The 24,735-nt window shown below is 56.5% G+C and carries 22 protein-coding genes; 2 read left to right on the top strand and 20 right to left on the bottom strand.

From position 1 onward, the window contains the following. Window positions 1-65: 65 nt before the first annotated feature. Together guaA and guaB are read right to left on the bottom strand one after the other, a co-directional pair. Window positions 66-1,688, bottom strand: coding sequence for a glutamine-hydrolyzing GMP synthase (gene guaA / locus A8710_RS04205; protein ID WP_068858256.1), 1,623 nt, complete (start codon window positions 1,686-1,688; stop codon window positions 66-68). A gap of 10 nt (window positions 1,689-1,698) precedes the next feature. Continuing rightward, window positions 1,699-3,168 carry an IMP dehydrogenase gene (gene guaB, locus A8710_RS04200; protein WP_068858255.1) on the bottom strand — a complete coding sequence of 490 codons (1,470 nt, stop codon included), beginning with the start codon at window positions 3,166-3,168 and terminating at the stop codon, window positions 1,699-1,701. Window positions 3,169-3,328: 160 nt separating this feature from the next. Here guaB and xseA point away from each other — a divergent pair, with 160 nt between their 5' ends. Then, entirely contained in the window at window positions 3,329-4,726 is a 1,398-nt protein-coding gene (xseA, locus tag A8710_RS04195; protein WP_068858254.1) for an exodeoxyribonuclease VII large subunit, read from the top strand. Further along, window positions 4,723-5,595 carry a M23 family metallopeptidase gene (locus A8710_RS04190; RefSeq protein ID WP_082968650.1) on the top strand — a complete coding sequence of 291 codons (873 nt, stop codon included), beginning with the start codon at window positions 4,723-4,725 and terminating at the stop codon, window positions 5,593-5,595. Before xseA ends, A8710_RS04190 begins: the two co-directional genes overlap by 4 nt. A 1-nt stretch (window position 5,596) precedes the next feature. Here the strand turns inward: A8710_RS04190 and A8710_RS04185 are convergent, their stop codons facing one another. From A8710_RS04185 to iscR, 18 genes are all read right to left on the bottom strand, one after another. Further along, entirely contained in the window at window positions 5,597-6,898 is a 1,302-nt protein-coding gene (locus tag A8710_RS04185) for a response regulator (protein ID WP_068858253.1), read from the bottom strand. Further along, the gene (locus A8710_RS04180) at window positions 6,895-7,683 is read right to left on the bottom strand and encodes a type 1 periplasmic-binding domain-containing protein (RefSeq protein WP_157686280.1); all 789 of its coding nucleotides are present in this window, start codon (window positions 7,681-7,683) and stop codon (window positions 6,895-6,897) included. The genes A8710_RS04185 and A8710_RS04180 overlap by 4 nt, the downstream gene beginning before the upstream one ends. A 122-nt stretch (window positions 7,684-7,805) precedes the next feature. Next, window positions 7,806-9,932: a TonB-dependent receptor plug domain-containing protein gene (locus tag A8710_RS04175; protein WP_068858251.1), complete on the bottom strand. Its 2,127-nt coding sequence runs from the start codon at window positions 9,930-9,932 to the stop codon at window positions 7,806-7,808. After that, the gene (gene der / locus A8710_RS04170) at window positions 9,919-11,316 is read right to left on the bottom strand and encodes a ribosome biogenesis GTPase Der (RefSeq protein WP_068858250.1); all 1,398 of its coding nucleotides are present in this window, start codon (window positions 11,314-11,316) and stop codon (window positions 9,919-9,921) included. The genes A8710_RS04175 and der overlap by 14 nt, the downstream gene beginning before the upstream one ends. A 30-nt stretch (window positions 11,317-11,346) precedes the next feature. Then, window positions 11,347-12,543 carry an outer membrane protein assembly factor BamB gene (bamB, locus tag A8710_RS04165; protein WP_068858249.1) on the bottom strand — a complete coding sequence of 399 codons (1,197 nt, stop codon included), beginning with the start codon at window positions 12,541-12,543 and terminating at the stop codon, window positions 11,347-11,349. Beyond that, window positions 12,540-13,235: a YfgM family protein gene (locus A8710_RS04160; RefSeq protein ID WP_068858248.1), complete on the bottom strand. Its 696-nt coding sequence runs from the start codon at window positions 13,233-13,235 to the stop codon at window positions 12,540-12,542. Before A8710_RS04160 ends, bamB begins: the two co-directional genes overlap by 4 nt. Window positions 13,236-13,258: 23 nt before the next feature. Continuing rightward, window positions 13,259-14,530 carry a histidine--tRNA ligase gene (hisS, locus tag A8710_RS04155; RefSeq protein ID WP_068858247.1) on the bottom strand — a complete coding sequence of 424 codons (1,272 nt, stop codon included), beginning with the start codon at window positions 14,528-14,530 and terminating at the stop codon, window positions 13,259-13,261. Window positions 14,531-14,554: 24 nt separating this feature from the next. Then, on the bottom strand, window positions 14,555-15,676 hold the full coding sequence (ispG, locus tag A8710_RS04150) for a flavodoxin-dependent (E)-4-hydroxy-3-methylbut-2-enyl-diphosphate synthase (protein ID WP_068858246.1): 1,122 nt from the start codon (window positions 15,674-15,676) through the stop codon (window positions 14,555-14,557). Between the two features lie 57 nt (window positions 15,677-15,733). After that, the gene (locus tag A8710_RS04145) at window positions 15,734-17,017 is read right to left on the bottom strand and encodes a helix-turn-helix domain-containing protein (protein ID WP_068858245.1); all 1,284 of its coding nucleotides are present in this window, start codon (window positions 17,015-17,017) and stop codon (window positions 15,734-15,736) included. Between the two features lie 54 nt (window positions 17,018-17,071). Then, window positions 17,072-18,259, bottom strand: coding sequence for a 23S rRNA (adenine(2503)-C(2))-methyltransferase RlmN (rlmN, locus tag A8710_RS04140; protein WP_094078691.1), 1,188 nt, complete (start codon window positions 18,257-18,259; stop codon window positions 17,072-17,074). 120 nt (window positions 18,260-18,379) lie between these two features. Further along, window positions 18,380-18,811, bottom strand: coding sequence for a nucleoside-diphosphate kinase (gene ndk / locus A8710_RS04135; RefSeq protein WP_068858244.1), 432 nt, complete (start codon window positions 18,809-18,811; stop codon window positions 18,380-18,382). Window positions 18,812-19,341: 530 nt separating this feature from the next. Beyond that, a complete protein-coding gene (gene fdx / locus A8710_RS04130; RefSeq protein WP_068858243.1) occupies window positions 19,342-19,680 on the bottom strand; it encodes an ISC system 2Fe-2S type ferredoxin in 339 nt (112 codons plus the stop codon). Between the two features lies 1 nt (window position 19,681). Next, on the bottom strand, window positions 19,682-21,565 hold the full coding sequence (gene hscA, locus A8710_RS04125) for a Fe-S protein assembly chaperone HscA (RefSeq protein ID WP_068858242.1): 1,884 nt from the start codon (window positions 21,563-21,565) through the stop codon (window positions 19,682-19,684). Continuing rightward, window positions 21,565-22,095 (bottom strand): Fe-S protein assembly co-chaperone HscB, encoded by a 531-nt coding sequence (hscB, locus tag A8710_RS04120; RefSeq protein ID WP_157686279.1) that lies wholly within the window; start codon window positions 22,093-22,095, stop codon window positions 21,565-21,567. Before hscB ends, hscA begins: the two co-directional genes overlap by 1 nt. Window positions 22,096-22,108: 13 nt before the next feature. Beyond that, a complete protein-coding gene (gene iscA / locus A8710_RS04115) occupies window positions 22,109-22,432 on the bottom strand; it encodes an iron-sulfur cluster assembly protein IscA (protein WP_068858241.1) in 324 nt (107 codons plus the stop codon). Window positions 22,433-22,491: 59 nt separating this feature from the next. After that, entirely contained in the window at window positions 22,492-22,875 is a 384-nt protein-coding gene (gene iscU / locus A8710_RS04110; RefSeq protein WP_068858240.1) for a Fe-S cluster assembly scaffold IscU, read from the bottom strand. Window positions 22,876-22,904: 29 nt separating this feature from the next. After that, window positions 22,905-24,122, bottom strand: a complete 1,218-nt coding sequence (locus tag A8710_RS04105; protein WP_068858239.1) for an IscS subfamily cysteine desulfurase — start codon at window positions 24,120-24,122, stop codon at window positions 22,905-22,907. Window positions 24,123-24,143: 21 nt separating this feature from the next. Next, window positions 24,144-24,635, bottom strand: a complete 492-nt coding sequence (gene iscR / locus A8710_RS04100; protein ID WP_068858238.1) for a Fe-S cluster assembly transcriptional regulator IscR — start codon at window positions 24,633-24,635, stop codon at window positions 24,144-24,146. Window positions 24,636-24,735 lie beyond the last annotated feature (100 nt).

The raw sequence follows: 24,735 nt of genomic DNA, 5'->3' as shown, positions 1-24,735 counted from the left end.
GACTGAAACCGTCCTATAGATTTCAGTCATACTAAGGCCTGTGACTTAGCACCACAAGAAAACGGTTATTCCCACTCAATCGTGGCCGGCGGCTTGCTGCTCACGTCGTAAGCCACGCGTGAAATGCCGCTGATCTCATTGATGATGCGGTTGCTGACCTTCTCCAGCAGCTCGTAGGGCAGATGCGCCCAACGCGCGGTCATGAAGTCGATGGTCTCGACGGCACGCAGCGACACTACCCACTGGTAGCGACGGCCATCGCCGACGACACCGACAGACTTCACCGGCAGAAACACGACAAAGGCCTGCGAGGTCTTGTGGTACCAGCCGGCCGCGTGCAGCTCTTCGAGGAAGATGTGGTCGGCTTCGCGCAGGATGTCCGCGTATTCCTTCTTCACTTCGCCGAGGATGCGCACGCCCAGGCCGGGGCCAGGGAACGGGTGGCGATAGACCATGTCGTAAGGCAGGCCCAGGGCGAGACCGAGCTTGCGGACTTCGTCCTTGAACAGCTCGCGCAGGGGCTCGACCAGCTGCATTTTCATGTGTTCGGGCAGGCCACCCACATTGTGGTGCGACTTGATGACGTGAGCCTTGCCGGTCTTGCTGGCAGCGGACTCAATGACATCCGGATAGATCGTGCCCTGAGCCAGCCAGTTCACGCCGCCGGCTGCCAGCTTGGCGGATTCGCGGTCGAAAATATCAATGAAGGTATTGCCGATGATCTTGCGCTTGGCTTCCGGGTCAGCGACGCCGGCGAGCTTGCCAAGGAACTCGTCCTCGGCATCGACACGGATGACCTTGACGCCCATGTTCTGCGCGAACATGGCCATGACCTGATCGCCCTCGCCCTTGCGCAGCAGACCGTTGTCCACAAACACGCAGGTAAGCTTGTCGCCGATGGCCTTGTGCAGCAACGCGGCAACCACGGAAGAGTCGACGCCGCCGGACAGACCGAGCAGTACCTGGTCATCGCCCACTTGCGCTTTTACGCGGCGGATGGCGTCTTCGGCGATGTTTTCCGGGGTCCACAGCGCCTGCGTCTGGCAGATGTCGTGGACGAAGCGTTGCAGCATGGCACCGCCCTGCTTAGAGTGCGTGACTTCCGGGTGGAACTGCACGCCGTAGAAGTCGCGGGCCTCGTCGGCCATGGCAGCAATCGGGCAACTTGGTGTGGACGCGGTGATGCGGAAGCCGTCGGGAATGGCGACGACTTTGTCGCCATGCGACATCCAGACATCGAGCAGCGATTCACCGTCAGCGTTGCGACGGTCATGCAAGTCGCCGAAGAAAGCATCGTGACGGGTGTCGGCACTGTTGTTGGTGGCCTGCGCCAGATCCGACTCGACGGTGACTTCGGCATAGCCGAATTCGCGGATATCCGAACCCTCGACGCGACCACCGAGCTGCTCGGCCATGGTCTGCATGCCGTAGCAGATGCCCAGCACCGGCACGCCGAGCGTGAGCACGCTGTCCGGCGCACGCGGACTGCCGGCTTCCGTCACCGACTCCGGGCCACCGGAGAGGATGATGCCCTTGGGATTGAAGGTGCGGATCTCGTCGTCCGTCATGTCGAAGGCGCGCAGTTCGCAATACACGCCGAGCTCACGCACGCGGCGGGCAATGAGCTGGCTGTACTGGGAGCCGAAATCGAGGATGAGCAGGCGGTGGGCGTGAATATCATGGGTCATGTTACGGCTCTCAACCTACGCGGTAGTTCGGGGCTTCTTTGGTGATGGTCACGTCGTGCACATGCGATTCCTTCATGCCGGCCGAGGTGATCTTCACGAACTTGGGCTTGCTGCGCATGTCTTCGATATCGGCCGAGCCGGTGTAACCCATGCTCGAACGCAGGCCGCCGAGCATCTGGTGGATGATGCCGCTCATGGGGCCCTTATAAGCAACGCGACCTTCGATGCCTTCCGGCACCAGCTTCTCGACGCCCGCGGAGGCATCCTGGAAATAACGGTCAGCGGAACCGCCGCCGCGCTGCGCCATGGCACCGAGCGAGCCCATGCCGCGGTAGGCTTTGTAGTAGCGACCTTGGAACAGCTCGACTTCGCCCGGCGCCTCTTCGGTACCGGCGAGCAACGAGCCGACCATGATGCAGCTGGCACCGGCGGCGATGGCCTTGGCGATGTCGCCGGAGAAACGGATGCCGCCGTCGGCAATAAGCGGGATGCGGTTGTTTAGCGCACGCGCCACGAGGTCGATAGCGGAGATCTGCGGCACGCCAATACCGGCGACGATACGCGTGGTGCAGATCGAGCCTGGACCGATGCCGACCTTGACGGCATCGGCACCCGCTTCCATGAGCGCCAGCGCCGCTTCACCGGTGGCGATGTTGCCGCCAATAACCTGCATGGATGGGTAGTTCTGCTTGATCCAGCGCACGCGATCGATAACGCCCTGGCTGTGGCCGTGAGCGGTATCGACCACCAGCACGTCTACACCCGCTTCGATCAGCGCTTCGACGCGAGCCGGCGTTTCAGCGCCGGTGCCGACGGCAGCGCCAACGCGGAGACGACCATGGGCATCTTTGGAAGAGTTCGGGAAGCGTTCGGCTTTCTGGAAGTCATTGACCGTGATCAGACCTTTTAGGCGGAAGTCATCATCAATAACCAGCACCTTCTCGATGCGGTGTTCGTGCAGCAGGGCCTTGATGCGCTCGGGCGACTCGCCCTCCTTCACCGTGACCAGTTTGTCTTGCGGCGTCATGATGGCCGATACCGGCAGATCCATGCGCGTCTCGAAACGCAGGTCGCGGCTGGTGACGATGCCGACAACTTGGTCGCCCTGCATGACCGGCACGCCGGAAATGCGGTTGGCCTGGGTCAGCTCGATGAGCTCGCCGACCGTGGTCTTCGGGCTGACCGTGATCGGGTCTTGCACCATGCCGGCTTCGAATTTCTTCACGCGACGCACTTCGGCGGCCTGAGCGGCGATGTCCATGTTCTTGTGCAGAATGCCGATGCCGCCTTCCTGCGCCATGGCAATGGCCATGCGCGCTTCGGTGACGGTGTCCATGGCCGCAGAGACCAATGGCACATTGAGTTGGATGCCTCGGGTGAGCTGCGTTTTTAGGCAGGCATCCTTGGGCAGCACGTTGGAGTATGCGGGCAGCAGCAAGACGTCATCAAAGGTCAGGGCTTCTTGAACGATGTCGAGCATGGCGCTACTCCATTGGGCAACCGAAATTAGCCGCGCAGTATAACGATTTCAGTCGCTCCCGTCAGGTAGCAAGCGCAGACTTGATGACATGCATGAGCAATTCTCCATTGCCCCTGGACTGCCTATACTAAACCTCCAACAAACTCTTTGAGTGCTTGCTATGTCTGCTCCGCCCTCCGTGCTCACGGTCAGCCAGCTCAACGGCAGTGTGCGCGAGCTACTGGAATTCAATTACGGGCGAATTTGGCTGCGTGGCGAACTGTCTAATGTATCGGCACCCAGCTCCGGGCATTTGTATTTCACCCTTAAAGACGACCAGGCACAGGTGCGTGCAGCTATGTTTAAAGGCGCACGCACGGCAGCAAGGTTGCAACAGCCGCCGCAAAATGGGCAACAAGTGCTGGTTCGCGCTCGTGTCAGCCTTTACGCGCCGCGTGGCGATTATCAACTGTTGGTAGAGCATCTCGAAGATGCTGGGTTAGGCGCCCTGCAACAGGCTTATGAGATGCTGAAAGCACGTCTTGCGGCTGAAGGCTTATTTGCGGCAGAGCGCAAACGCCCACTCCCCGCGAACCCACGCGGGGTTGCCGTGCTGACCTCACCCAGCGGGGCGGCCGTGCGGGATATCCTGCAGGTATTAAAACGGCGTGCGCCTGGGCTGCCAGTGACCTTGATTCCGGTACCCGTGCAAGGCACTGAAGCACCACCCGCCATTGTGGCGGGCTTGGCGCTACTAAAATCCCTGTTTGAAAATGATTTCCAAGACACCCAAGGGCAACGTATTCCGCCCTTTGATGTGGTGATTGTGGCTCGTGGCGGCGGATCGCTTGAAGATCTCTGGGCCTTCAACGATGAAGCCGTCGTTCGCGCCTTAGCGGACATGCCGGTGCCCGTGGTGAGCGGTGTTGGCCACGAAATTGACTTCACCATTGCCGATTTTGTGGTGGACGTTCGTGCCCCTACCCCGTCGGCGGCGGCCGAACTCGTCAGCCCAAATCAACAACAGTGGCGGGAGCAAGCCAAGTTGGCCAAGGCGCGTCTGCTCAATGCGTGGCAACGCGACCATCAGCGCCGTCAATTAGCCCTTCATGTCGTGCAACGACGCTTACGCAGTCCGGCTCGACAATTACTGGATCAGCGTCAGCGTTTAGACGAATTGGAATTACGCCTCACACGCCAGCTTCGACAGTTGTTGACACAGCGCCGTGAGCGACTGCAACAACGCATCATCCGCTTAAAAGCACGTGATCCTGCACGGCAAATACCCGCGCTCGCGCAACGGGTATCGACGCTGCAACAGCGAGCATTGCGGGCGATACAGCAGCGCCTAGTGCAACGCCAACAGCATTTGCATAACTTAATGCAGCGCGCCCATTCGGTGAGCCCGCTCGCCGTACTGTCACGTGGCTACGCGATTATTTCCAAGCAGGACGGTAGCGTACTCCGCGATGCAACACAGGTTCGCGTGGGCGATGTTGTGCGCGCAAAACTGAATGCGGGCGAAGTCTCCGCATCCATCACGGCAATTCATGCCACTGCTTTTGAGAACCCAAAATGACGGTCAAGACGAACTCGCAACAGACAGGAATAATGCGACTTGGCGCACTCCTACTCGGCAGTTGGTTGCTATCCAGCTGCGCCACCGTTCAAGCTCAAACCGACCAGACAGTGGTGAATGGCGGCCTCTGGTCTGTGCCGGTAACAGCGGAGGTACTGACTCAAGCGGCACAGGGCAACCCGCTGCGATATCAAGACCGTCCCGTTTGGGTGGGTCTCGTCAACAATCAACCCACGGCAATGATCGGCATAGGCCTTAGCGACATCGGCTCACAGCAGCTGGTCAATAATCGCGGTGAACTCATTGCAGCAACTACGGTGCGCGAGCGGGCGTATGCAGAGCAACACCTTCAGCTCACGCAAACGCAATATGTCACGCCCAACATCGAGCAAAACGCCCGGTTTGAACGCGAAGCGGCGGAACAAAAAGCGGTATATCGGGTGTATAGCGGACAAAACGTCGCCCCATGGCCCGTCTTCCAGTGGCCACTGCATGGCCGTGTGAGCAGTGAGTTTGGTTTACGTCGTTTTTTTAATGGCGAGCCACGCGCGCCCCACTTAGGTATTGATATTGCGGGCAAACAAGGCACGCCGGTATTGGCACCTGCAGAGGGCTCCGTCGCGCTAATCGGTGATTACTTCTTTAATGGCCGTACCGTGATTATTGATCACGGTCAGGGCCTGTTTTCTATGCTTTGCCACTTCAGCGACATTCAGGTGACGGTGGGGCAGCAGGTAACAAAGCGAACGGTTGTGGGCTTGGTGGGTGCCACCGGGCGAGCGACTGCCCCGCATTTACACTGGACCGTGAGCCTGAACGACAGCCGCATCAACCCGGCTATTCTGTTGCCCGCACAGAAAAAGAAATGAGTCAGTGAACGCGGAGCAGCGGCGTTAACACACTAAGTAACTGCCGCCCTCTTACGGGCTTGATCAGCACCGGATCCAGACCCGCTGCCTGATACTTAGCAAGGTATTTGTCATCATCGTGAGCGGTGATAACGACCACAGGCCCTTGCAACGCGCAGGCGCTCGACGGTAATGCTTGCATGGCCTGCCACCAAGACACGGCGTCATAATCGGGCAGCTCACCATCCAACAAAATCAAATCCCAACTCGCTTGAAGCGCCTGCAGGCCTTCATGACCCGTGGCCACCGCGGTCAACTCGACGCCCCAGGACTGCAACAAACTGGTCATTAGGTGCGTACTGACCGGGTCGTCTTCAATCAACAAAATTCGTCTTTTTAACCAATGCCGTTGAGCTTCGCTCAATGCTTCATCGCTCAAACCGTCGAGCTGATCGCTCGTGGTCGCCAACGGGTTATTGCGCAAGCTGATTTCCAGTGCGCGTGCCGCATCGCGTGCTGATCGCACGTAGGTTTGCTGCTCGTCATCCAGGGTGGTGGTGTCGAGCAATTCCAGTAAGCCGCTGACCCCATGGAGTGGCGTACGCACATCGTGTGACCATTTGCCCCAGCGCAATTGCAGCGCCTGCTCTGTGCGCCAGTGCTTATTCGCTTGGCGCATCAGATCTTGGCTAATTAAACGTTGCCGTTGCGCGTCATAATCCAGCAAGGCATATCGTGCCAACACGCGCTCAGAGATGCCCCACGCTAGGGCCAACGTCAGCAGCAAGACGCAGATGGCCAGCAGTGTCACTTGCACCAACACACTGCGCTCACGCTGCTCAATCTGATTCGTGCTGACCCAGAGCTGGACTTCGCCTAAACGCTCAGCATCGGTTTGACTAGACTCACCTGCAAACCAATCGTTGGGATCGGCCGTGGCTTTGGGCACCACCACTACGGCACGATACTGGCGTAGCTCATCATCCGCGAAGAGCGACTCTGAGGACATTCTGCCCTTATGCAGCCACAGCTGGCCCCGTGCATCAAACACACGAATTGCCGCAACTTCAGGCCGGCGGGTGACACGCTCAATGCCGGCACTCATCAAGTCTTGCTGATTCGACATCAGTGCGTAGTCGGCGCTTGCAGCCAATTGATCTGCTGTTTGCTGAGCTGAAATATCTAGGCCTTTCAGATCATCCTGCAAACGGATGTTCGTAGTCGTGCCTAACACCAGCGCCATAACCACCAAAGCAGGCACTAAGGCGAGCACCAAAACCGCCATACGTAACTGCTGTTGGCTGAGTCGAATTTGTTGACTCATGGCTGAGCCTCACGAAGTAAGTCAGGCGTCAAATAAAGCCCCAGTGAACGTGCGACTTGTGGGTTAAGTAATGGCTGAAACTGCTCTACCGTCTTGGGCTCCCCAAGCCGACCGGTTTTTTGCCAATGCTCAACACGCGCAATTAATTCCGCAATCAGTGCCGACTTGGGAACAGCCATCGTCGCCACGGCACCGGCACTCACAAAGGCAGGGCTGGGCCCAATCAAAGCCTTTTGATGCCGGTAGGCGGTGAGCAAAATCAGTTTTGCTGTATCGCGGTTAAACAACACCTCGTCGTTAGTCGCCACAAAAATATCGACTTGTTCTGATGCTTCCGCGAGGGCGCGCGCCGAGATGGGTGGCGTCAAGAGTAAGGGAACTAAGGTAATGCCTTCCGACCTCACACCTGCAGCAAGCGTCTCTAGGTGGCGCGCCTGGCTCAGTTGCGCTTCACGATCCAGCCCTTGGCGAGCAATCACCCCCACACGTTTAGCCAACGGCATAACACGTCGAGCCAATCGCACTTGCTGGAGGAGCGGCGGCCCCCAAAGCAAAGCCGAATCGTGTGCGCGGGCGAGATTGCGTTGTGTCAGAGAGGAAATTAGCAGCAGGATGGGTTCACGCTTTTCCGCTGTCAGCAACCGATCGTAGGCATCGGCATGCCACGCGATATGGAGCTGCGTGTCCGCCCCCAAAGGCTCGGCCTGCCAATCGATCTGCGGTTGCGTGGAGCGCAACTGCTGCACTACCGCAGAAGGTGCACCCCACAATCCGACTCGGGTCATGGCGTGTGTGTTGACCGAAAAAAAGCACACAACCATCGCGCAGGTGAAGGCCACGCATCGCTGCCAACTACGCGAACCTCGCTCTCTGCTGCGTGCAATCATCCTTGATAGCCTAGTCAGAATTAATATCGCCAGCCGACGCTGGCCCAAATTCGCTGCGGCGAATCCACACCGTTATCTCGCCTCAACTCAGCATCACGAGTCAGGCGAACTTGAGCCGTCAGCCCCAAATCTAAGGTCTGTTTTTCGGACACGCGCAGCACGTGCCCAACGTGGGCGTCGAGTCGGTCAAAAAACAGGTCTTTATTTAAATTATTGTAAAAACCGTAGGCCAGTGAGCCCCGCCAGCCATTAGGGTCATACCATGCCCAAATGGCACTGCCACTGTGCGTGGGTACGAAATCCGTATTCTCATTACCCCGATCTGAAGGTCGATTAACGCGCAGATAGGCATAATTCAGTTGCACACGCTGGAAACTCGACGGCCGCCACTCGGTACTGACCTCCGCGCCCCGCATGAGATAGTACTCGTAGCCCCCGATGATGAGGTCATCGATTTCCAACTGATTCCGTGTAAGGTCTAATTCGTCACGGAATAGGCGCACATCGAGACTGACCGGTAGCCGTTGATACTGGGCGAAATAACTAATTTCATTGGAGCGAATACGCTCTGTTTTCGCACTACCGTCGGCAACGGCAGATTGAAAAAAAGCCCCATCGTAGGCACTTTGCGAACGGTCGTCTGTGGTCGCATAGTAGTGTGCATTGAACTGACTCTCAGCAATATCTGGCGTACGCACAGCCCGCGAGTGAATGGCGCGTAGCACTTGGTTCGGTTTGAGCTGCCACGACAACGCCACCCGCGGTGAAAAATTTTCTCCCGACTGATCATCCCGCTCAGCCGCAGCGCCCACATTCAACAGCCACTGATCACTCAGGCGCCACTCCGCATGACCAAAGCCTGAGCTCACCCGATTCTCTGCGTCCCCATTGAGGAAGTTTACGGAGCTCGCCTGCGACTGACTCAGGTTAGCGCCGAGCACCACTCTCAAGGATGGCAACGGCAACCAAAGGTCACTCACTTCAAACTCAACACGCTGTTCGCGATAATCTTGATTGGTCGTGTAATTCCGCAAGTCCGTGTAGTTGCGATCCGCTAGCCGTAAGCAAACCGCCCGAAGTCGCGCATTGGTGACGAAGTCTGGGCTCGCGCAGGTCATCACGGGGTCATCTGCAAAGCGATTAGCGAGCGATTTGTCTTGTGCAAAAAGTGCCGTCAACTCCGGTGATACCACCAAATAGGGAATGCGCACATACCAAGGCTCATCGCGGTTCAGCGTATTTATATTGGCCTTAAGATTAAGTCGATGCTGGCTGTTTAGGGGCTGATCCCAGTGCACGCCCACATAGCCTGTCTCTAATGTGGCGACGGGTAGCTCGCGGTAAATGGAGGTATCGTTGCGCCGCGCCTGCTCGGCCACCATGCGCGAAAAGCCAGCCGACAGTGTGAGCAAGCCATCGTTAACTGTCGTGTATTGGCCTTTGCCATAGCCACCGTCCACCACTTTATCGTCTTTGAATGGTGTCTTTTTCCGGGCATTAATATCAAAGCCTGTGTCTTCGCGATGAAATACGGACCACGCCCAATCGCCACCTAGGCCATGCAGTGACAATCGGGCAAATCCGTCGCGGATATGATCATCACCAGCCCTAACCAAGAGCTCCGCATTGGGCACCTCCTGGACATTGCGTGTGATGATATTGACTACCGCAAAGAAACTATTGGCGCCATAAGTCGCTGAGTTTGGGCCGCGAACGACCTCAATACGCTCGATGTCTTCCACATCTAAGGGCAAGCCTATCCAATCCACACGCGCCAACGCGGCTTCATAAATGGATCGTCCGTCCACCAGCACCTGCATACGCCGAGCGCCGTCGGCGGATGTGCCGTGATAGCCAACAAAAGCCTCAGAGCCAGACTCTCGTCCAACCACCATGCCAGGTACCAAGCGCAAAATATCGGGCAATTCACGCGTGCCAAGAGCACGAATCATGGCGCGATCAATCACGGTAATGGAGGCGGGTGTGTCAAGAACTGACTGCGTGAGTCGTGCAGCGGAAATGACCGTGGGAATGGCAACCTGATTGCCATCAAAACCTAGCTCATCGGCACTTAGCGACAGAGATGAGCCGACCACCCATGTCGCTAAGTAGACTTTAATCCAACCCGAAGCGCTATCTGCGTTCACGCTTCTTATGCTTCTGAACAAAGCGCCGACGGCGCTCAGATTGCGCTTCCGTGAGTTTATTCACACGATCCTTATACGGGTTATCACTGGTCTTGAATTCCAGCTGAATAGGCGTTCCTTGCAGGCGTAAATGCTTACGGAACACATTTTCCAGATAGCGCTTGTAGTCTTTTGGCACGGACTCGGTCTGATTGCCGTGGATCACAAACAGCGGCGGGTTCGAGCCGCCCATGTGGGCATATCGCAGCTTAATACGACGACCAGAAACTAGCGGAGGCTGATGTTGCTCAATTGCATCGGCCAAGAGCTGTGTGAGTTGACTGGTCGGCACTTTGATCATCGCCGACTCAAACGCTCGCTGAATGGACGGGTACAAATCACCAACAGCCGTGCCAAATTTCGCGGAGATGAGGTGGATTTTCACAAACGGAATAAAGTCGAAGCGCAACAGCATGTCGGTCTTTAGCGTCTGCCGCTCATAGTCAGTCATGCCATCCCATTTGTTAATCGCAATGACGATGGAGCGACCCGCTTCCAGCGCAAAGCCCAGCAGGTTGAGATCCTGATCCACAATGCTCTCGTGCGCATCCATGACCATGACCACCACATGCGCATCTTTAATGGCTTGCAGGGTCTTAATCACCGAGAACTTTTCAACGACTTCATCAATGCGACCACGACGACGAACACCCGCCGTGTCAATCAGGGTATAGCGCTGTCCCTGACGTTCGTAGGGAATATAGATGCTGTCACGCGTGGTACCCGGCATGTCGTAAACGACCACGCGATCTTCGCCCAATAAGCGATTAACCAGCGTTGATTTACCCACATTCGGACGGCCGATGATCGCAATTTTGATGCCCGCTTCAGGGTCATCAACCTCTTCCTCATCTTCCGGATAGTCAATGAGTACGGCCTGAATCATCTGCGTGATGCCACGGCCGTGACTGGCCGCAATACCGTGCAATTCGCCAAAACCTAAGGCATGGAAGTCCGCCAAGGCGACTTCCTCCTGAATACCATCAATCTTATTAACGACGAGGTGTACGCGCTTACTCAGTGAGCGAAGCTCTGTCGCGATTTGCGTGTCGGATGGCGTAAGCCCCGCACGCGCATCGACCAGAAACAGCACGATTTCTGCTTCTTCGATGGCTAAGCGCGATTGCTCTGCCATCGGGGCATCAATGCCCTGCTCTGACTCACCAATACCGCCGGTGTCGATCACAATAAACGATTTGTTTTCGTTCTTGGCATCGCCATATTTACGGTCACGGGTAAGACCAGGCAAGTCAGCAACCAGCGCATCGCGGCTACGCGTGAGCTGGTTAAACAGCGTGGATTTGCCGACATTAGGGCGCCCTACAAGGGCAATAACAGGTTTCATCTCAAATTCTCAAAGCCGGCAAACAGCCGGTTACAGCTTCATGTCCCAGGCACGCAGGGTGCCATCAACCGTCAGCGTTAACAGTTGCGGCGCATCCACCATCACGCTCATGAGCGGATCGCGGGCGGCGCGTTCACGGCCACGCACGGCGCCGTCGACAGGACTAAAAATATGCAGATAGCCTTCGCTATCGCCAACCACTACCAGCCCTCGCCAAATCACCGGCGCGAGCAATTTGCGGCCTTTCAACGACTCTTGCTTCCACACCAATGCACCGGTAATGCGATTCACTGCTGCCAGCGTGCCATCCACATCCACGGCATAGACTTGCGCATTGTCCACGCCAACACTCTGCGTGGTGGAAACATTAAGCTGCCAGCGGCGACGAACTTGCTGTGTGTCGGTTGCGGTTAATTGCGACTGAAAGCCTGCGGTGTAGAGCGTGCCATTGCTGTCAAGCACGAGGTCGCCATCAATGTCCATGAGGCGTTCAATTTCACCGCGACCGCGCGAGTTAGTCACGCGCGTTTGCCAGATCGGCAGGCCAGTCGCGAGATCGAGCTGATACAAATCGCCTTGGCCACTGACCGCATAAAGCTTGTCATTACTGATCACCGGCGCCGCATTGCCACGCAGTGACAGTGGCGGAACCGGGGTATCAAACTGCCAGCGACGCTTGCCAGTGGTGCGCTCAAAGACTTGCACACGGCCATCTAAGGTTTGTACAACGACCACTTTTGCATTGATGCGCGGCGTGGATAACAACGCCGAGCCGAGCGGCGCGCGCCAAACAGGTTTGCCGTTTTTGTTATTGATGGCGAGCAGATCACTTTGGTCTGTACCCACGATCAGCAAGTCATCGTCTACGGCGACGCCACCCGTAACGCCATCGGTGAGCTTGATTTCCCAACGCTCAGTACCGGACGCTCTGCCAATGGACTTCACCACCCCGTTACGACTCGCCACATAAATGGCCGGCGCTTGAACGGCTGGCTCCAAAGACAAAGCTTCACCGCCCGCACCATTCCCCACACTGACCGACCAGCGATCTTCAATGTTAATGGCTTTTTCCGGCAGTCGAGGCAACTCTCCCGCTTTTAAGGGGGCTGCCACGGCAGGCGCCGCTGCGTCGCCCGAAGGCACGCTGCTGCAAGCACTGATAGCGGACACTAAAGCCGCCAGCAGCAGAGGCCTCAAGACCCCTAAGGTCTTTCCTTCCGTGCTCATGGAGAAACTCCCGAGTCTGCGTCGCTGGCACGTTTAGCCGGCGTTAAGCCCACATCGGCCAACTTCAAATCCAATACGGGACGGGCTTCATCCCGCGCAGCCAGGGCTGCATCTGCAGCCGCATAGGCTTTCGCTGCGGCATCGCGCTGACCTTGTAGCAAGAGGATGTCGCCGCGGACTTCAGCCACTAACGGTGCTGCTGCATCGTCATCACCTAGCTCATCCAAGACCGCCAAGGCCGCTGGATATTGCTTACGGGCGGCCAATACACGCGCGAGTCGGGTCTTAGCCAACAGCGTGATTTCAGCCGATGGCTTCAAATCAATCGCGGCACGCAGTTGCTTTTCAGCGGCAGCGAGATCACCCGTATCAACCGCGCGCTTTGCCAATAGCAGGGCCGCATCCACCGCATAAGGGGTGCGGGCATATTCATTGATTAATTGCTGACCCAAACGCTGCACATCGGTATTGGCCGCTTTATCTTCGGTATTCACCGCTAAACGCTGCATGGCCGTTGCCATTTGTTGCTGCAAGGCTTGGGCTTCGCTAGCCGCCTCTAACTGGCTCGACGTCCAATAACGCCAGCCCGAGAAGCTCAGCAAAACGACCGCCACCGACAGCAACAATGGCGTGCCGTAACGAGCCCACCACGTTTTCAATTGATCTAGCGTTTCGTCTTCGTTATAGCTCACAACCTACCCCTCAATAATCAGTCTTATGCCCAAACCTGCTGAATGTGTTCAGCAGCATCCGACATTGCACAGGAAATTTGTTCTCGATCCACGCGCAGCCATTTAATTCCCACCGTATTCGTCGTGACCTCGGCCTCACCGACAATTAATGCCAGTTGTGCGCCGGATTTATCGGCCTTACGAAATTGCGATTTAAAGCTGCCACCGCCGCAGTTATACACGATACGCAACGCGGGTAATGCATCCCGCAGTTGCTCGGCCAGACAAATAGCATGCTGGGCCGTACCCTCGCCCAGCGCCAGCACCATGACATCTGCTTCCGCGCTTTCGCAGACGGGATGCACTGCATCCAGCAATAACACCAGTCGCTCTAAGCCAATGGCAAAACCCACGGCAGGCGTTGCTTGCCCACCCAGCTGTGCCACCAATCCATCATAACGACCCCCGGCACAGACAGTACCCTGTGAGCCCAGCGCCGTTGTCACCCACTCAAAAACGGTTTTATTGTAGTAATCCAGACCGCGCACCAAATTTGGATTGACGCGGTAGGTCACGCCACACGCATCGAGCTGGGCACAGAGAGTCGCAAAGTGCTGGCGTGATCCCTCATCCAGGTAGTCGCTCAGCTGCGGAGCATTGACTAGGATCGCCTGCGTATTGGCATCCTTACTATCCAAAATGCGGAGCGGATTGGTCGTTAGGCGACGCTGAGAATCATCATCGAGCTGGGTTCTAAATTGCTCCAGATACGTGACCAGCGCTTGGCGATAGGCCGCACGGCCTTCGCTTTCCCCGAGGCTGTTGATCTCCAAGGAGACCACATCGGTCAAACCAAGCGATTGCCACAAACGCGCCGTCATTAAAATGAGTTCGGCGTCCATATCTGCGCCAGCTTGGCCGAAGGTTTCAACGCCAAACTGATGAAACTGGCGGTAACGACCTTTCTGAGGACGCTCATAGCGAAACATCGGGCCGGTATACCAAAGTTTAGGGCTCTGGTTATGGGTTAGGCCGTGCTCCAAACAGGCGCGGACACACCCTGCCGTTCCTTCAGGTCGCAGCGTGAGTGACTCACCACTACGATCCTCAAAGCTATACATTTCTTTTTCAACGATATCGGTGACTTCACCAATGGCGCGCTTAAAGAGCGGCGTGGGCTCTACAACCGGCAGACGGATTTCGCGATAACCGTAGCGCTGCATCAAGCTGCGCAGTGCAGTCTCGAGCTGCTGCCAGCGAGGGGTCGCCTCGGGCAGAATGTCATTCATGCCACGAATGGCGTTAATACGGCTCATTAAACTTTCTCAGCAAGCGTCGGCTTATTCTGCCGACGCTTTAATAATTAATTTGGCATCAGCAGCGGCTTTGTCGGCCACCTTAGCGCGAACCATGGCCTCAATTTCATCGACCAGATTGTTGGTATCGATCAGATGGCTTTTTTCGCCGTTGCGATACACCAAGCTTTTCGGCAACGCACCCACCACGCCGATATCCGCCTCCTTGGCTTCACCCGGGCCATTGACCTTGCAGCCAATGACGGACACATCCATGGGTGTTCGGACATCCTCGAGTCGTGCCTCAAGGGCATTCATAACCCGAATGACATCGAACTCCTGACGCGAACAGCTAGGGCAGGCAATGAAGTTGATGCCGTTGGAGCGAATGCCTAGCGACTTCAAAATATCAAAGCCAACCTTGACCTCGTCCTCTGGCTCAGCAGCCAAGGAAACGCGCAAGGTGTCTCCAATGCCGTTCAAAAGCAGCCCACCCATCGCGACGGCTGACTTTACCGTTCCCGAACGAAACACACCGGCCTCGGTGAGCCCGAGGTGGAGTGGGTTATCGATTTGCGCGGAGAGCAAGCGATAGGCATCCAAGGTGAGGAAAACATTGGACGCTTTCACACTGACTTTAAACTCGTGAAAGTTCAGTCGATCCAGAATATCAATATGGCGCATCGCGGATTCCAGCAACGCAGCGCCCGTCGGTTCACCATATTTCTTCTGCAGGTCTTTTTCCAACGAGCCGGCATTCACACCAATGCGAATTGAAATGCCATGATGACGCGCTGCCGCTACCACCTCACGAACCTTGTCGTCCGATCCGATATTGCCCGGATTAATGCGCAAACAATCAACCCCTTGCTCGGCAACCGCTAGGGCAATGCGATGATCAAAATGGATATCTGCTACTAACGGCACGCCCGGCACTTGCTTACGGATTTGCCCAAACGCTGCTGCTGCTTCCATCGAAGGTACTGACACACGAACAATGTCTGCACCTGCCGTCACACAGCGCTGAATTTGTGCCACCGTCGCTGCTACATCGCAGGTTTCGGTATTGGTCATGGTCTGCACCGAAATTGGCGCATCACCACCCACAAATAGATTGCCCACCCGAATTTTGCGGGTCAGACGGCGCTTGATCGGCGACTCATGCATGTTTGGCACATCCTCAATCACAACAACGCATTAACTGGGTGTTACGGGCTTAAATACTTAGGGCTTAGGCACGGGTGCCGGCGCTACCGGTGCAAGACGGAAACTAGCAATTTCGCCACGCGCATACTGTTTCAAGTTCACACTCCGACCATTACGGCTCAATGACGTGACGTGAACATTTCCAATGTTGATCGAGAATGGCGCTTGTCCTGTCACCGTCACAGCTTGGCCGGCATTTTTTAGGCCGTACACCAACTCCTGACCTGTGGCATCACGCACACTGATCCAGGACTTACCGATAAAGCTAAAATTCAGGCTATCAATACCGGGGGGCGGTGCTACTGACGCTACCGGCTTGATAGCCGTGGCAGGTACAGGCGTTGGCGCTACCGGCTTAGGTGCCGGCGCAGCCACCAAGGCCGGCTTAGTGGCAGGTGCAATCGGCTTGCTAGCAACCGCTGTAGAGCCTGGAGCAGGTACGAGGGATGCCTGCGCTGGCGCAACGGTGGTGGCTTTCGTTGCCGATGCCGGGGCTGTTACCGGCGCAGGGGCTGGTGCTGGTGCGGCAACAGGCGCTGGAACAGGCGTTTGCGGTGTCGACAATGGCGCAGGGGTCGTGGCTGCAGGCAAAGCTGATGCATCAGGCGCAATTGCTGTTGCTGTTGCTGTTGCTGACGCTGGGTCAGTGGCGGGCTGCGCTGTAGTAACAGCACCGACAAGCTCAGAACCCACAGGCGGCACTGGGCTAATGACCTCCGGAGTCACTGGTGCTTCCGGTGGAACTTGTTGTGCTACATCAGCGTCGATATCAAGCACGCCGTGATCAGCTAATGGTTCAACGACGTCAGTTTTATTACCCTGCCAAAACAATGTGCCCAGCAATAACAGCAGCAGCAGTGCCAATGAGCCTAACGATAAAATCTGCGAAATACTGATTTGCTGCAACATGGCCATCAGCTTAGGGATGACACTCGGCACATCACTCGCTTTCCGCGCATTGACTTCCGAAAAACCGAGACTAGCTCGCTGCATCGCAGGATTGGAGCTTGCTAAGGCGGGCGTAACAACAATGCCCTTTGAAGCAGCAAGCGCATCAATTTCGGCAATCAATGTGGCGCCATCCAAGTGCACCAGTTGTGCATAGCGACGAGCATAGCCACGCGCGAACGCCAAACCGGGCAGGGCAGCAAAATCATCTGCTTCCAACGCCTGTAGATACTTAACTGACAAGTTGGTTTCTGCGTTCACATCATTCAATGACAAGCCACAGGCTTCGCGCGCCAGCCGAAGTTGCTGACCGGGCGTTGAGCTAGTGCTATTGCCATTTGCAGATACACTCATTTCGTCTGACGAGCTCACAGAAACTATCCTCAAAAAATTTCTAAATTCAACGAGTTAAACTCGAATAATCTCATTACTGCGCGTCTGTGCCTGCCAGCGCTCAGCGCGACGCGTTCTATCTTTAACTTGACCAACTAACTGACCACAGGCGGCATCAATATCATCACCCCGCGTGGCACGGATAGTACAGGTGTAGCCGGCACGAATCAGCTGATTCTGAAACTCAATAATCTGTGCTCGCGGCGTACTGTCATAGGGCGCATGCGGAAAAGGATTAAACGGAATCAAATTAATCTTGCTGGGCACATCGCGCAGCAGATCAATTAATTGGGTCGCGTGTTCTGGCTGATCATTGACGCCTGCCAGCATGACGTATTCCATGGTCACGCGACGACGACCCACTTCACTGCCCTGATGGTGCACCAACCAGCGCTTGCACGCTGCCATTAGCTCACTCAGCGGGTACTTTTTGTTGATGGGAACTAGCTCATTACGCAGCTCGTCATTGGGCGCATGTAATGACACCGCTAACGACACATCGATGGCCTGCGTGAACTTGTCCATCATAGGCACCACGCCCGAGGTGGATAGCGTGACACGACGTTTAGACAAACCGTAAGCATAGTCATCCAGCATCAAGCTCATAGCCGGCAAAACCGCATCGAGATTGAGTAGCGGCTCACCCATGCCCATCATGACAACATTGGTCAACGCGCGCGTCCGGGTTAATTCGCCGTCCGCATTTCGACCACTGAATTCGCCATCATCGAGGTAGGAGCGATTGGCAATCCAAACCTGGCCAATAATTTCTGCCGGCGTCAGGTCGCGCATAAAGCCCTGCTTGCCCGTCGAGCAGAAGCTGCAGTCCAAGGCACAACCAACCTGAGACGACACACAGAGGGTTTTACGATCGCCGTCGGGAATGAGCACGGTCTCGACCATAGCATTGGGTGCCACTTCGATGATCCACTTACGCGTGCCATCCGCTGAGAAATGCTTGTGTGTGACTTTGGGCGGACGCACTTCCGCATACTGCTCTAGCTTGACGCGTAGCGACTTCGCCAGATTGGTCATCTCAGAAAACTCTGTGATGCCTTGCTGATGAATCCATTTCATCACCTGACCGGCGCGGAATTTCTTCTCACCCAGGGTGGCGAAATAGGCCTCCATTTGCTCGCGACTGAGCCCGATCAAATTGACCTTGGGCGGTACAGTTACGTCGATAGGGGCAGCGTCAGTCATGTCATTTTTACCACTTTTATCATGCACAAAGGCCGCAGTACTCAGGTATTGCGGCCTTTGCATCAACTCGCCGCTTTCACGGCCGCTCTGCGCCATTAAAGCGCAGAGCCCTACGCAACCTTAACGGGTACGTGCACAAACTTCCAGCGAGCTGAAGAAGTAAGCGATTTCACGAGCAGCGGAGGTTGTCGAGTCCGAACCATGAGCAGCGTTCTCATCGATGCTAACAGCGAAATCAGCACGAATGGTGCCTGGCGCTGCATCCTTTGGATTGGTGGCGCCGAGAATGTCACGGTGGGCCAGAACGGCGTTTTCGCCTTCCAAAGCGCTAACCACAACAGGACCGGAAGTCATGAAAGCAACCAGGTCGTTGAAGAAGCCACGGCCAGCGTGCTCAGCATAAAAGCCTTCGGCTTCTGCTTTCGACAGGTGCTTCATTTTGGTGGCAACAATCTTCAGACCGGCAGCTTCGAAGCGGCTGAAAATAGCACCAATGGCATTCTTGCCAACGGCGTCGGGCTTGATGATGGAAAGTGTGCGTTCAACGGCCATGGTGGGCTCCAGTGTCACAATTTAGAAAGAGGCGTCGGGCACATGTCATGCCAGAACTTGGGCGCGGATTATACCGGCGTCTGTGGGTAACTGCTAGAGATGGTTTGGGTTCTTTAGCTGGCCCGCTTCCGAGGCAGGATTGAGCTGTTCAAACACGCCGTGAATCCATCCATGGAGGCTCCATGCGCCATCCATGGCGCATGACGGTTTGTACAACTACTCCCCGCCTCGGGCGCTCAGCGTGTGGCCCCGCGTCTGCAGTCAGCTAAATATCTCAGGAGGGACGCGCAGCGAACCCTCTTGGAATCCGGAAGTTCGGGGACGTATGAGAGAGCTGTCGGCGCTAACGGGTGAAACAGGTCGCGCCGTCATGCGCCATGAATGGCGCATGAGAGCCTACAGGGGTGAGCGCGGGGTTTGTCGGCGCATCGCGCCGAACCGCGTGAACGACCGCGCGATGCAACGCGCGGGCTGGACGTATTCACGGCGAGCGCGCACCTGTATCACCCGTTAGCGCCGGCCCCACCCTATCAATGCTTCTCCGAAGCATGATTCAGCGTATAGCGAGGAATCTCAATGACGAGATCCTCAGTACCCATGACCGCCTGACACGACAACCGCGACTCCGCCTCCAACCCCCAGGCTTTGTCGAGCATGTCTTCTTCCAGCTCATCGAGCTCATTAAGCGAATCAAATCCCTCGCGCACCACCACATGACAGGTCGTGCAGGCGCAGGACTTCTCGCACGCATGCTCAATGGCATAACCCTGACGCAAGGCCGCATCACAAATGGTTTCGCCGACTTCAGCCTCAATCACGGCACCGTTCGGGCAGATCTCGTGGTGCGGCAGCAGAATGATGTTGGGCATATCAGTGTTCCTCGAAATCAGTCAGCGTCTTGCCAGTAAAGGCCTGACGGATGCCGGCGTCCATGCGCCGGGCAGCAAAAGTTTCGCTGGCGTGGTTAAGTGCCTCAGCAGCAGCGGTAATGGCAGCGGCATCGTCGGCAATGGCCAGGGCTTTCAGGCCCTGCACGGCGGCCTGTAACTCGGCCAGCTCGGAGGCACTTAGCAATTCACCCTGCTGCGCCAAGGCAGCTTCAGTAGCAATCCAGAGGCGCTCGGCTTCCGCACGGGCCTCGGCCAATGCACGCGCTTGCATGTCCTGCACGGCGGCAGCCTGCGACTCGCGCAGCAGGCGCAGAATGTCGTCATCCTGCAAACCCCAAGATGGTTTGACGACAATTTCAGCACGCACGCCGGATGTCGTTTCTTCCGCACTGACGCTGAGCAGGCCGTCCGCATCGACCTGGAATAACACGCGAATCCGTGCCGCACCGGCGACCATCGGCGGAATACCTTGCAGCTCAAAGCGCGCGAGCGAACGACAGTCGCTGACCATCTCACGCTCGCCTTGCAATACGTGCAGGCTCATCGCGGTTTGGCCATCTTTAAAGGTGGTGAATTCCTGCGCACGTGCCACCGGAATGGTGGTGTTGCGAGGCACGACCTTCTCAACCAAGCCGCCGTAGGTTTCGAGGCCCAGCGAAAGCGGAATAACATCGAGCAGCAGCAGGTCGCTATCGGGCTTGTTGCCAACAAGAATATTGGCCTGTACCGCCGCGCCCACGGCCACAACCTGATCTGGATCAAGATGATCCAATGCAGGCTTACCGAAAAACTCAGCGACACGACGACGCACCAGCGGCACACGCGTAGAGCCACCCACCAAGACGACTTCGCTCAAATCTGCAGGCTTCAGACCCGCATCGCGAAGGGCGCGGCGACAAGCCTTTAAGGTGTCATCCACGCGGGCAGCAATAAGTGATTCGAAATGTTCGCGAGTCAGCGTCGCCTGCCAATCTGCCGGTGCGCCACCGGTACCGGCCGCCAACGACAGGGGCACCGAATCACGCGCACTAAGCGCTTCTTTCACGCGCCGCGACGTCTGCAAAAGACGACGTTGAATTTCAGCATCCGGATTAACAATGCCGGCTCCTGCCATAATCCAACTGGCGATAGCATGATCGAAATCATCGCCACCCAGCGCAGAGTCGCCACCGGTGGCGAGCACTTCGAACACACCTTGATGCAGACGCAAAATAGAGATGTCGAAGGTGCCGCCGCCAAGGTCATAAATGGCGTGGATACCTTCGTGCTGTTGGTCAAGCCCATAGGCGACAGCCGCCGCCGTGGGCTCGTTGAGCAGACGCAGCACTTTCAGGCCAGCCAGCGTGGCGGCATCCTTGGTGGCCTGGCGCTGCGCCTCGTCAAAGTAGGCCGGGACGGTAATCACCGCACCGGTAATATCGCCGCCTAAGGCCGCTTCGGCGCGCACCCGCAACACATTGAGAATTTCAGCCGACGCTTCCACGGGGCTTTTTAGACCCGCGATGGTGTTGAAATAGGGCATGCCGTTGTCGTGCATGACCAACTCGTAGGGGAGCTGGTCGCCGAGCTGATGGGCCGCTTCAAGACCGCGACCCATGAAGCGCTTCACGGAAACTAAGGTATTCAGGGCATCGCTGGCTGCCGCTTGGCGTGCCGCCTCCCCCACCACCACCGCGCCATCCGCCAGATAGCGAACCACCGAAGGCAACAAGAAACTGCCGTCCTCTGCCGGTAATACACGCGGCAAGCCGCTTTGCATCGTGGCCACGAGAGAATGCGTGGTGCCAAGGTCTATCCCGATGGCCAGTTTATGTTGGTGTGGCGCTTGACTCTGGCCAGGTTCGGCGATTTGCAGCAAGGCCATCAGAAATCGTCCAGTTCGTCTTCGAGGCGTTCACGCTGCTCGCGGATCTCCGCCAGCAAGCGTGTCATGAATTGCATTTTTCGCAGGCAATCTGTGGCTTCAGGCCAATCCTGCGCCACGTAATCGAGAGGAAACTCGCGCAGCAGCGCATCCAGCCAATCTTGGGCTTCTGCCTCAATGGCATCCAGCTCATGGACGGCGGCAGCTTCTTCCAACGACTCGCGAAGTTCCATCTGAGCCATCAGGAAATCCGTGTCCATGACGCTGACCCGCTCAGCATCTCCCCCCTGCCCGACTAATTCCAGCAGGTAGCGGGCACGGCGCACAGGATCGCGCAACGTGTCATAAGCAGCATTAATGTGCGATGTCATTTGCAGCGCCTGACGTTGCGCTACGGGATCATCAGCAGGGGCACGGTCTGGGTGATGTTGTTGCTGCAAAGCTCGCCAATCAGGCTGCAAGGCATTGGCATCTAGCTCAAATACCACGGGCAAGCCAAAGAGGCTGAAGTAGTCCGTATTCAGGTTCACACCCACACTCCGCTTAAACGGTGAAAGACTCACCGCAACCGCACTCGCCCTTCTGATTCGGGTTAGTGAACTTGAAGCCTTCGTTCAGGCCTTCTTTAACGAAGTCCATTTGGGTGCCATCGAGATAGGCCAAGCTTTTCGGGTCAACAATGACTTTTACCCCAAAAGAATCAAAGACTTGATCAGCCTCTTCTACCGCATCAACAAACTCCAGCACATAGGCTAAGCCTGAGCAGCCGGATGTCTTGATGCCGACGCGAATGCCTTCACCCTTGCCCCGACCCTCGAGGCAAGCTTGAACGTGGCGCGCGGCCGATTCTGTCAGGGTAATACCCACTCGTGTCTCCTCAGCTGTGCCAGCGCCTTTCGGCACGGGCCCCAGTAAACATATTGCGCTTAGGCGCCGTGCTTCTGACGGTAGTCAGCAATCGCTGCCTTAATGGCATCTTCAGCGAGCACCGAGCAGTGAATTTTCACGGGCGGCAGAGCCAACTCCTGCGCAATTTGGGTGTTCTTGATCGTGGCAGCCTGGTCCAGGGTCTTGCCCTTGACCCACTCGGTCACCAGCGAGCTGGACGCAATGGCTGAACCACAACCATACGTCTTGAAGCGGGCATCTTCGATAATACCGGCTTCGTTCACTTTGATTTGCAGCTGCATCACGTCGCCACACGCTGGTGCACCCACCATGCCGGTGCCGACGGAGTCATCCAGCTTATCGAGCTTGCCGACATTGCGTGGATTTTCGTAGTGGTCGAGGACCTTTTCGCTGTAAGCCATGATATTTCTCCTGGTTGCAGAGGGTGCGCTTAGTGCGCGACCCATTCCACGGAACTGATGTCTACGCCGTCTTTGTACATATCCCACAAAGGAGACAGGTCACGCAGGCGGTTGACGGCTTGGCTGGCGTGGCCAATCACGAAATCGATGTCGTCCTCGGTGGTAAAGCGACCGAGGGTAAAACGAATGGAGCTATGTGCCAGCTCATCACTGAGACCTAAGGCGCGTAGCACGTAGGAAGGCTCGAGTGAGGCGGAGGTACAGGCAGAACCTGACGAAACGGCAAGATCTTTCAGCGCCATGATCAGCGACTCGCCTTCAACGAAGTTAAAGCTGACATTGAGGTTGCCGGCGATGCGCTGAACGGCATCGCCATTCAGAAACACTTGCTCCAGCCCCTGCAAGCCCATCCAAAGCTTGTCGCGCAATACACGCAAACGTGCCTGCTCTTCATGCATTTCCAGTTTCGCGAGGCGGAAGGCTTCACCCATGCCGACCAGCTGGTGCGTGGCCAAAGTACCCGAACGCATGCCGCGCTCGTGTCCACCACCGTGAATCTGTGCTTCTAAACGTACGCGGGGCTTGCGGCGGACGTACAGCGCGCCAACACCTTTCGGACCGTAGGTTTTGTGGGCACAGAAACTCATCAAATCGACTTTCATTTTGTCGAGGTCAATGTCAATTTTGCCGGTCGACTGAGCGGCATCAACATGAAACAGAATGCCGCGCGCACGCGTGATCTCGCCTATCGCTGCGATGTCGGTGATGGTGCCAATCTCGTTGTTCACATGCATCAGCGAAACCAGCAAAGTGTCATCGCGCAACACGGCTTCAACCGCCGCCGGATGAATCAGGCCGGTGCCGGCTTCCGGGTCAAGATAGGTTACTTCAAAGCCTTCGCGCTCAAGCTGGCGACAAGCATCCAACACGGCCTTGTGCTCGATCTTCGAGGTCACAATGTGCTTGCCCTTACTCTTATAAAAACCGGCAACGCCCTTAATGGCGAGGTTATTGGACTCGGTCGCACCGGATGTCCAAACAATTTCGCGCGGGTCGGCATTCACTAACGCAGCCACATGACCACGCGCATCCTCAACCGCCTCTTCGGCTTGCCAGCCATAAAAATGCGAACGCGACGCTGGGTTGCCAAAATTACCTTCTACCCGCAGGCAATCCATCATGGCTTCGGCCACACGCGGGTCCACCGGCGTGGTCGCGGAATAGTCGAGATAGATCGGACGCTTCATGAATTACCCCTAACACTCAATTCAGTTAGCTACTGCCAGACTGGCACCAGCTTCAATATCCAGACGACGGCGCGCTTGTGCTTCGCTTTGGCGAATCGACACGGCCTGCACCTGACGCCGCGTCAGCAACTCTTGCAAGCTGATGTTGGCCAAGAAATGATGGATCTGATCACTGAGATCACTCCATAGTTCATGCGTCAGACAAGTTACGCCTTGTTGGCAATCGCCTTGACCGCCACAGCGGGTGGCATCCACCGACTCATCCACTGCATCAATGATATCGGCCACAAAAATTTCGCCGGCCAGATGCGCCAGCTGGTAACCGCCACCGGGGCCGCGCACACTACTGACCAAGCCGCTTTTGCGTAACTTGGCAAATAATTGCTCGAGATACGACACCGAAATCGATTGGCGATCGGAAATATCGCCCAAGCTGACTGGGCCTTTTTGCGCATGCAGCGCCAAGTCCAACATCGCCGTTACAGCGTAGCGGCCTTTCGTCGTTAATCGCATGCAACATCTCCACTACTTAACCCAGTATTTCACTAGGGTATTAAAACCAAGTAAAACAGTCAAGTATTAGACCCAGTAGAACGGTCGGGATTGTAGGGAG

The sequence above is a fragment of the Perlucidibaca aquatica genome (assembly GCF_001676655.1).
Lineage (GTDB): Bacteria > Pseudomonadota > Gammaproteobacteria > Pseudomonadales > Moraxellaceae > Perlucidibaca > Perlucidibaca aquatica.
The sequence above is the reverse complement of the archived record's forward strand: the minus strand, read 5'-3'. Positions and strand labels throughout refer to the sequence as shown.

Excerpts from the sequence above, each read along its gene's own strand:
- guaA (WP_068858256.1), bottom strand. The coding sequence starts at position 1,688 with ATGACCCATGATATTCACGCCCACCGCCTGCTCATCCTCGATTTCGGC.
- guaB (WP_068858255.1), bottom strand. The coding sequence starts at position 3,168 with ATGCTCGACATCGTTCAAGAAGCCCTGACCTTTGATGACGTCTTGCTG.
- xseA (WP_068858254.1), top strand. The coding sequence starts at position 3,329 with ATGTCTGCTCCGCCCTCCGTGCTCACGGTCAGCCAGCTCAACGGCAGT.
- A8710_RS04190 (WP_082968650.1), top strand. The coding sequence starts at position 4,723 with ATGACGGTCAAGACGAACTCGCAACAGACAGGAATAATGCGACTTGGC.
- A8710_RS04185 (WP_068858253.1), bottom strand. The coding sequence starts at position 6,898 with ATGAGTCAACAAATTCGACTCAGCCAACAGCAGTTACGTATGGCGGTT.
- A8710_RS04180 (WP_157686280.1), bottom strand. The coding sequence starts at position 7,683 with ATGACCCGAGTCGGATTGTGGGGTGCACCTTCTGCGGTAGTGCAGCAG.
- der (WP_068858250.1), bottom strand. The coding sequence starts at position 11,316 with ATGAAACCTGTTATTGCCCTTGTAGGGCGCCCTAATGTCGGCAAATCC.
- bamB (WP_068858249.1), bottom strand. The coding sequence starts at position 12,543 with ATGAGCACGGAAGGAAAGACCTTAGGGGTCTTGAGGCCTCTGCTGCTG.
- hisS (WP_068858247.1), bottom strand. The coding sequence starts at position 14,530 with ATGAGCCGTATTAACGCCATTCGTGGCATGAATGACATTCTGCCCGAG.
- ispG (WP_068858246.1), bottom strand. The coding sequence starts at position 15,676 with ATGCATGAGTCGCCGATCAAGCGCCGTCTGACCCGCAAAATTCGGGTG.
- A8710_RS04145 (WP_068858245.1), bottom strand. The coding sequence starts at position 17,017 with ATGAGTGTATCTGCAAATGGCAATAGCACTAGCTCAACGCCCGGTCAG.
- rlmN (WP_094078691.1), bottom strand. The coding sequence starts at position 18,259 with ATGACTGACGCTGCCCCTATCGACGTAACTGTACCGCCCAAGGTCAAT.
- ndk (WP_068858244.1), bottom strand. The coding sequence starts at position 18,811 with ATGGCCGTTGAACGCACACTTTCCATCATCAAGCCCGACGCCGTTGGC.
- fdx (WP_068858243.1), bottom strand. The coding sequence starts at position 19,680 with ATGCCCAACATCATTCTGCTGCCGCACCACGAGATCTGCCCGAACGGT.
- hscA (WP_068858242.1), bottom strand. The coding sequence starts at position 21,565 with ATGGCCTTGCTGCAAATCGCCGAACCTGGCCAGAGTCAAGCGCCACAC.
- iscU (WP_068858240.1), bottom strand. The coding sequence starts at position 22,875 with ATGGCTTACAGCGAAAAGGTCCTCGACCACTACGAAAATCCACGCAAT.
- A8710_RS04105 (WP_068858239.1), bottom strand. The coding sequence starts at position 24,122 with ATGAAGCGTCCGATCTATCTCGACTATTCCGCGACCACGCCGGTGGAC.
- iscR (WP_068858238.1), bottom strand. The coding sequence starts at position 24,635 with ATGCGATTAACGACGAAAGGCCGCTACGCTGTAACGGCGATGTTGGAC.